The 7,621-nt window shown below is 38.1% G+C and carries 10 protein-coding genes; 8 read left to right on the top strand and 2 right to left on the bottom strand.

The window, feature by feature from the left end; genetic code table 11:
- Positions 1–263: 263 nt before the first annotated feature.
- From QM887_RS03415 to QM887_RS03385, 7 genes are all read left to right on the top strand, one after another.
- Entirely contained in the window at positions 264–968 is a 705-nt protein-coding gene (locus QM887_RS03415; RefSeq protein ID WP_414270503.1) for a hypothetical protein, read from the top strand.
- A gap of 136 nt (positions 969–1,104) precedes the next feature.
- Positions 1,105–1,365 (top strand): pyridoxamine 5'-phosphate oxidase family protein, encoded by a 261-nt coding sequence (locus QM887_RS03410; RefSeq protein WP_414270502.1) that lies wholly within the window; start codon positions 1,105–1,107, stop codon positions 1,363–1,365.
- A gap of 66 nt (positions 1,366–1,431) precedes the next feature.
- Positions 1,432–1,632, top strand: coding sequence for a hypothetical protein (locus QM887_RS03405; protein WP_414270500.1), 201 nt, complete (start codon positions 1,432–1,434; stop codon positions 1,630–1,632).
- Between the two features lie 167 nt (positions 1,633–1,799).
- Complete coding sequence (locus QM887_RS03400) at positions 1,800–2,249, top strand: MarR family winged helix-turn-helix transcriptional regulator (protein WP_414270499.1); 450 nt, start codon at positions 1,800–1,802, stop codon at positions 2,247–2,249.
- Between the two features lie 18 nt (positions 2,250–2,267).
- The gene (locus QM887_RS03395) at positions 2,268–3,122 is read left to right on the top strand and encodes an SDR family oxidoreductase (protein WP_414270498.1); all 855 of its coding nucleotides are present in this window, start codon (positions 2,268–2,270) and stop codon (positions 3,120–3,122) included.
- Entirely contained in the window at positions 3,115–3,843 is a 729-nt protein-coding gene (locus QM887_RS03390; protein WP_414270497.1) for an ATP-binding cassette domain-containing protein, read from the top strand. The genes QM887_RS03395 and QM887_RS03390 overlap by 8 nt, the downstream gene beginning before the upstream one ends.
- Positions 3,836–5,356, top strand: a complete 1,521-nt coding sequence (locus QM887_RS03385) for an ABC transporter permease/substrate-binding protein (RefSeq protein ID WP_414270496.1) — start codon at positions 3,836–3,838, stop codon at positions 5,354–5,356. The genes QM887_RS03390 and QM887_RS03385 overlap by 8 nt, the downstream gene beginning before the upstream one ends.
- Before the next feature lie 66 nt (positions 5,357–5,422).
- On the opposite strand, the gene QM887_RS03380 is transcribed toward QM887_RS03385, so the two are convergent.
- Together QM887_RS03380 and QM887_RS03375 are read right to left on the bottom strand one after the other, a co-directional pair.
- Positions 5,423–5,785 carry a glucuronide permease gene (locus tag QM887_RS03380; RefSeq protein WP_281335690.1) on the bottom strand — a complete coding sequence of 121 codons (363 nt, stop codon included), beginning with the start codon at positions 5,783–5,785 and terminating at the stop codon, positions 5,423–5,425.
- 32 nt (positions 5,786–5,817) lie between these two features.
- Entirely contained in the window at positions 5,818–6,363 is a 546-nt protein-coding gene (locus tag QM887_RS03375) for a TetR/AcrR family transcriptional regulator (protein ID WP_414270495.1), read from the bottom strand.
- 275 nt (positions 6,364–6,638) lie between these two features.
- Here QM887_RS03375 and QM887_RS03370 point away from each other — a divergent pair, with 275 nt between their 5' ends.
- Positions 6,639–7,529, top strand: coding sequence for a cation diffusion facilitator family transporter (locus tag QM887_RS03370; RefSeq protein ID WP_414270494.1), 891 nt, complete (start codon positions 6,639–6,641; stop codon positions 7,527–7,529).
- The last annotated feature ends 92 nt before the right edge of the window (positions 7,530–7,621 follow it).

Raw genomic sequence — 7,621 nt, 5'->3', positions numbered from 1 at the left:
AAGTTGTCTAAAGCTCTCTCCTTTCTTTCTTAATTCATATATTTGAACTTTATCTTCATAAGTTAATTTCATAATAAAAACACCCCAAAAGTTAGATTTTTATGTCTAACTTTTGGGGTGCAGTTCATTTTGACTAGACTCTATTTTTTAATATCTCTTTCTATTATTTTTATATTCTTTGAGTATTTAATGTTATACTAGTCTTATATAAGATAGTAGAGTATGTTTTGATGTTTATTGTATAATTTAGGAGAATATGATTTATGCCAAAAAGTGTAAAGTTTCATAGTATTTTTTATAGATTTGTTTTATTTGTAATTGTTTTGTTTTTTCTAGGCTTTAATCAAATTGTTGGTCGAGGATTTCAAACGATAACATTTCTTGATTACGCTTTTAGTTTTGTTCAAACACAGTTAGTGTATTTCCTTCTTTTATTGCTTTTACTTGGTATCGGCATAAATTTTCTTTTTCCTTGGAAATTTTATATTACACAGAATGGTATTTACCTTAGAAGATTAGACTTATTTGTTCCTTGGAGTGATATCAGTGGAGTTTCCCATGTTTGGATTAACAAAGCGAGTAATTTTAGCAGAGGGCTTGTTTTTTATAACAATAAATGTTTAGTTTTCTATCGTAATAATTATAAACCGATTTGTATCTATAACACTTCTTTATTAGCCTTGTTTTTTGTCAAACTCTTTAATTCTCAGATCAAGACGAATATCATATCGGCTAGTTTTGCTACGGGTTTCAATATTCTATTGAATACATCAATTGTCTGTTATCTTTACTTTCTTGATTTAAAAACTCTTAGTTTTAGTTATTTTTTACTTTTTTGCTTACTCTACTTTATAAAAATTTTTATCATTCCTTTATGCTTGGTTTCTAGTCAAAATTCTAAGTATGGTCCTTATCTGGTCCATAGTAGTTTCTTTAAGAGGAATGCTTCAGATGTGATTCATGTTTAATTTTATAAAAATGATGACTTTCTACTTTTGGGTAGGAAGTTTTTGTTTTTTCTATAACAAAATAGTTTACAGATGAAGGTTTTCTTTGACAATGCTCGAATAAAGTTCGATATCGTATTAAAATGCAAAGAAGGACATGGTAAATTATAATGGAATATTTGAAAGTACTAGTAGAAGAGATTCATTCGTTGTAGTAGCAAGGGTTGATGAAACAGGACATCAGTACACAGTTGTTAGGAATATGATGTGGGAGGATGGGATAAGAGTATATTTTTTGACTGCTGATTTTAAACTTCTTTACAAGCATCTTAAGGAAGATGGACGTGTAGCGTTGACGGGGATGACTCAAGGAGCAGGAACCATGGACGGTAAATCCATTTCCTTAATGGGCATGTGAAATGGATTGGAAAAGAATATAAAGATTACCAAGTCCTACAACCTACTTTCCCGCTATATCCTTCACATGGCGGGGTCTATTATCTATGAAGAAGTGACGGATTTTGAAAGACGGAAGTTAGGATTGACGTATGAAGAGTGTTTGACCTTAGCTTATGAACAAGCTCTGGGAAATTGGAATTTTGTTGTATCTCAACAGGAGAATTTCGATTTCCAAATGAAGAGTCAGTCAAGATTGCGATGGAGACGGTTATACAGTTTCAGATAAAACACACTGATAGGACAGTTGTATTCAATGTTTTTAAGGATTTTGATTATGAGATTTACTCAGATTTATTAAAAAATTAATATTTCTATATCGAAACAGTTGACAGGTGTAATCAAAAAAGTTACAATATACTTAAACAGTTCGATATAGAATAAAAAGGAGACATAATGGACAAGATGTTAGGGGGCTACCAAGCTCTACAGATTCGCTTGTTGAATGGGCGTATCTTCCAAAAACTCTTGAGCAAGGAACCAGATACTCAATACAGAAGTGAACAGGGAAAAATTTTAACGATTTTGTGGAAGCAAGAGTTGGGGTGCGCTACTGCGACCGATATCGCTCTCGCGACGGGTCTAGCCAATAATACATTGACCAGTATGGTTAAGAAATTGGAAGAACAAGGTTTGGTCACGATTCAACCTTGCACGCAGGATAAAAGGAAAAAATATATCTCTTTGACAGACCTCGGTTGGGCACAAAAAGCAATTGGAGATCGTGTCAGTAAAGAATTGGGGGAGATTTTCTACCAAGGATTTTCCAATCAAGAAATCCGAGAATTTGAGGCTTATCAAGAGCGTATTATCACAAATCTAAAAGCTAAAGAAAATGAGATCTAAGGAAAGGAAGTAACAGTTATGATTGGTATTACGGGGGTAACAGGGAAATTAGGTTCTTATGTGGCGAATCTTATAGATCAAAAAGGAATTGCTTCCGTCCATTTAGCACGAAGCCCAGAGCGTGCAAAGATCTATGCGTCAGCAGAAATTCGTAAAATAGTGTATGTCAATACACCAGAGGTGGTTGAGACCTTGAAGGATATTGATATCTTGTTGATGGTTTCTGCTCGGGAAAATCCAGAGCGTGTCAAGGAGCACAAGGAATTTTTAGATGCTGCAAAGCTAGCAGGAGTAGAGCATATCGTTTATACCTCCTTTTATGGGGCAGATGAGAAGGCAACTTTCACCTTGTCTCGAGATCATGCCCAGACGGAAGCCTATATCAAGGAGTTAGGATTCACCTACACTTTTTTGAGAGATAATTTTTACTTGGACTTCCTGATTGATATGGCGCTTGAAAATGGAGAGATTCGTGGTCCGGCCGGCAGTGGTCTTGTGTCAGCTGTTGCCCGTAAGGACACATCTAGGGTTGCAGCAGAGATTCTTTTAAATCCTAAGGAGTGGAAAAATCAAACCTTGAATTTGACAGGGCCAGAGGATCTTTCCATGGAAGAAATCGTAGCGCTTCTCTCAAAAGAGACCGGTAAGGCCATCGCGTATGTGGATGAAACAGTAGAAGAAGCCTATGAGTCACGGAAAAAATGGCCAGCACAAACTTGGGAGTACGATGCCTGGGTCAGCACTTATACAGCTATCAAAGTTGGCGAACAAGCTGGGGTTTCAACAGATATCGAAAAAATTCTAGGGCATCCGGCAAGTAACCTATTGGATACTCTTAGAGACAGAAAACTTATCGAGGAAGAACATGATTGAATACAAACATGTAGCCTTGCGCTACACGGATAAGGACATTTTAAAAGATGTCAATCTCCGCATTAAAAATGGAGAATTTATGGTCTTGGTAGGTCCTTCAGGATCTGGAAAGACCACCATGATTAAGATGGTGAACCGTCTCTTGGAGCCGACAGATGGCAATATCTACATGGATGGGAAACGCATCAAGGACTATGATGAACGGGAGTTACGTCTCAGTACCGGCTATGTCCTTCAGGCCATTGCCCTTTTTCCAAATTTAACAGTTGCTGAAAATATAGCATTGATTCCTGAAATGAAGGGCTGGAGCAAGGAACAAATCGCCTCTAAAACAGAAGAACTCTTGGACAAGGTGGGTCTGCCTGCTGCAGAGTATGCAAAGCGCATGCCTAGTGAGTTATCTGGTGGGGAGCAACAGCGGATTGGGATTGTGCGGGCTATCATTGGGGAACCAAAAATCTTGCTGATGGATGAGCCCTTCTCTGCTCTCGATGCTATCTCCCGCAAGCAGTTGCAAGCTCTCACCAAAGACTTGCACAAGGAGTTCGGTATGACGACCATTTTCGTTACTCATGATACGGACGAGGCCTTGAAATTAGGCGATCGGATTGCTGTTTTACAGGATGGGGAGATTTGCCAGGTCGCTGACCCTGAAACAATTTTACAAGTACCTGCGACAGACTTTGTAGCAAACTTGTTTGGAGGTGGCCTTCATGTCTAATTTCATTTCAACCTTTCAGGAGCGATTTAGTGAATGGGTAATAGCTCTGGGACAACACTTACAATTATCTCTTTTGACCTTATTGGTCGCTATTTTTCTGACCATCCCACTTGCGGTTTATCTAAATGGTCACAAAAAAGCAGCGACCTGGGTGCTACAAGTTGCAGGTATCTTCCAGACCATTCCTTCAATGGCCTTGTTGGGGCTCTTTATTCCTTTCATGGGGATTGGAACCTTACCAGCTCTCATAGCCCTTGTCATTTACGCTATTTTCCCGATTTTAGAAAATACAATCACAGCCCTGAATGGCATTGATCCTAGTCTTGAGGAGGCAGGGATTGCTTTTGGAATGACCAAGTGGGAGCGACTCAAGAAGTTTGAAATTCCACTTGCCATGCCTGTCATTGTATCGGGGGTTCGAACAGCGACCGTTATGATTATTGGGACAGCGACTCTAGCAGCTCTTGTGGGAGCTGGTGGATTGGGCTCCTTTATCCTTTTGGGAATTGATCGTCGGAATGCTAGTCTCATTTTAATCGGAGCAATCTCATCAGCCATCTTGGCCATTCTCTTTAATGTCATTCTCAAATGGTTGGAAAAGGCAAAGTTGCGTACGATTGTTTCGACCTTTGCTGTCATGGTCCTTGGTTTGGGACTTAGTTATGTTCCAAGCATGATTCCACATAATGAGAAAGACAATCTCGTCATTGCTGGGAAGTTAGGACCTGAACCTGAGATTCTCATGAATATGTATAAAATTCTCATCGAGGAAAATACGGATATGACGGTGACGGTTAAACCCAATTTTGGGAAGACAGACTTTCTTTACCAAGCGCTGAAAAAAGGGGACATTGATATCTATCCAGAATTTTCTGGAACAGTGACAGAGAGTCTCCTCCAATCATCTCCACAAATTGGGCATGACCCAGAAAAGGTTTACGAGGTAGCTCGTGATGGTATTGCCAAACAGGATCAACTAGCCTTTCTTAAACCCATGGCTTATCAAAATACTTATGCTATAGCAGTTCCTAAAAAAATTGCGCAAGAATATGGGCTTAAGACGATTTCAGACTTGAAAAAAGTAGAAGGACAGCTCAAGGCGGGATTCACTCTAGAGTTTAATGACCGTGAGGATGGAAACAAGGGCTTGCAGTCTGTTTATGGATTGAATCTCAATGTGGCAACCATGGAGCCAGCTCTTCGCTACCAAGCCATACAGTTAGGGGACATTCAAATTACAGATGCTTACTCAACGGATGCTGAAATTTCTCGGTATGATTTAGTGGTTTTGGAGGATGATAAACAACTCTTCCCGCCATATCAAGGTGCGCCACTCATGAAAGCTGAATTACTCGAAAAACATCCAGAATTGGAAGCTGTTCTCAATAAATTAGCTGGTAAAATTACAGAAAGCCAAATGAGTCAACTCAACTATCAGGTTGGTGTGGAAGGCAAGTCGGCCGAAACAGTAGCGCGTGATTTTCTAGTTCAGGAAGGAATTCTTCAAAAATAAAAGTAGAATGGACTTTATACTAACATAAACCCCATCTTTCTTTTTAGATAAGATGGGGTTTTTGTATTAGAATAAAAGTAGTATAAGTGTCAATACTATAGCAAATGTAATTCTGATGATATGGTGAGACTTTTTAAAGGTTCCTTTCTGTTTGTCATTCCAATAGGCTCCGTAGCAAATCAAACCACAGCCAATCAGCCAAATAGATAGTGCGACAATCGGCAAAAAGAAGTAGCAGAAGATAGATAAGGTAGCAAAGAAGTAGAGGAAGATAGATAAGGTAGCAAGGATACTTCCGATAAGGAGAAGCTGATTTCCTAGGGGATTCCTGCCTTTTCTTAATTCTGAAAGGCTAGCCAATAAATGATGAAGAGGAAAAGCAAGAAGTAAGAAGGCTAAAAAAATAGCAAGAATAATAACGAAGTTCATAAGATTTCCTCTCTAGCTAGAATAATGATGATTTATTTTTGTTTGTTTGTCATTTCCATGACGTCTAAGTAAAATCTCACTACTTGATCTTCCTTATAAGATTTTCCTTTTTTTAACCACCAGGTCAGTGTTTCAATAAAATTGCTGACAACAAAATGTTTGAGGTAGGAGGCTGGAATCTTAGGATAGGAAACTTGCAAGTTCTCTGCGACCATGGGATAAACATGATGTTCCAATTCTTTCTGTAATTGACGAAGGAAGTAGTCATTTTTTGAAAAAAGAAGGCTGGTGACATGGTCTTGATTTTTCTTAAAATGCAAAAAAATATGTGTCAAATATGCTTCGATGCTAATATTTTCCTCGCGTTCAAAAAGATGATGAAAGAGATAACGGCAGAGCTCATCTAGGAGTAATTCCTTACTTTCATAATGACTGTAGAAGGTTGAACGTCCAACGTCTGCTAGGTCGATGATCTCTTGGACCGTGATGGATTCATAATCTTTTTGATTTAGTAATTGTAAAAAAGCAGTATAGATAGCTTTCCGAGTCTTGGTAATACGACGATCTTGAGTACTCATATAGACAATTTGAATCAATTGTTCAGTAACTTACAAACCGAACAGTTTGCTCCTATCCTTTCTTTTTATTTTATTGGATAATAACAATGAAGAGAAGAGATAATAGTCTCATTTCTCAGAATATTTATAGAAATATATGTTTGATGCAGTAGCTGATTGGGAACTTCTTTCGCTATTTAGCTCGAAGAGCATCTAATCAGCATTACGGGCGTGGGACTAAGAAAACTTTTTTATAAAATTTTCCTAGTCCCATTATAACAAAGGAAGGTGGAAAAATGAGTTCAAAACGTGCTATTTGGCTGGCTTTTTTCTTAAATTTGAGTTACGCCATTGTTGAGTTTATTGCAGGCGGAGTATTTGGTTCTAGTGCTGTTCTTGCGGACTCTGTCCATGACTTAGGAGATGCGATTGCAATTGGGCTATCAGCCTTTCTTGAAACAATTTCCAATCGTGAAGAGGATAGTCATTACACCTTGGGTTACAAACGATTTAGCCTTCTAGGAGCTTTGATAACGGCTGTGATTCTCATGACAGGATCTGCTCTAGTCATTTTGGAAAATATAAGGAAACTTTTTCATCCACAACCTATCAATGATGAAGGAATCCTCTGGCTTGGAATTATTGCGGTTAGTATAAATGTGCTAGCGAGTTTAGTGGTTCGTAAAGGAAAAACAAAGAATGAGTCTATCCTTAGCCTGCATTTTCTGGAAGATACCCTGGGTTGGATAGCCATCATTCTAATGGCCATTGTCCTCAGATTTACTGACTGGTATATTCTGGATCCTCTCTTATCACTTGTCATTTCCTTCTTTATCTTGTCAAAAGCCATTCCACGTTTTTGGTCTACACTTAATATATTTCTCGATGCAGTTCCTGAAGGTATTGATACAGGTAAACTGGAAAAGGAGTTGTTTGCTCTAGAAAATATCAAGAGTATCAATCAACTGAGTATTTGGTCCATGGATGGTCTAGAAAATAATGCAATTGTTCATCTATGCTTAGAGGATTGGGCACGAATGGAAGAATGCAAAGAAGCTATTCGCAGTCAATTAAGACTAAGTGGAGTTCACAATATTACTATTGAAGTGGATACTAGTCCAATGAATCATAATCAACACAAACGCTGCCTTGAAGATATTGGGGGCATAAAAGGTCACGAACACTAGAGAAGTTTTGGAAAGGTTGATACTGTTTTTTTCTCCTATATATGCTATTTTTCATTTGCTAGTATACAAATCTTTAAATTGAGTGTAAACTA

The sequence above is a fragment of the Streptococcus infantis genome, from assembly GCF_047460875.1.
In the GTDB taxonomy this organism is placed as follows: Bacteria; Bacillota; Bacilli; order Lactobacillales; family Streptococcaceae; genus Streptococcus; species Streptococcus infantis_AA.
The sequence above is the reverse complement of the archived record's forward strand: the minus strand, read 5'-3'. Positions and strand labels throughout refer to the sequence as shown.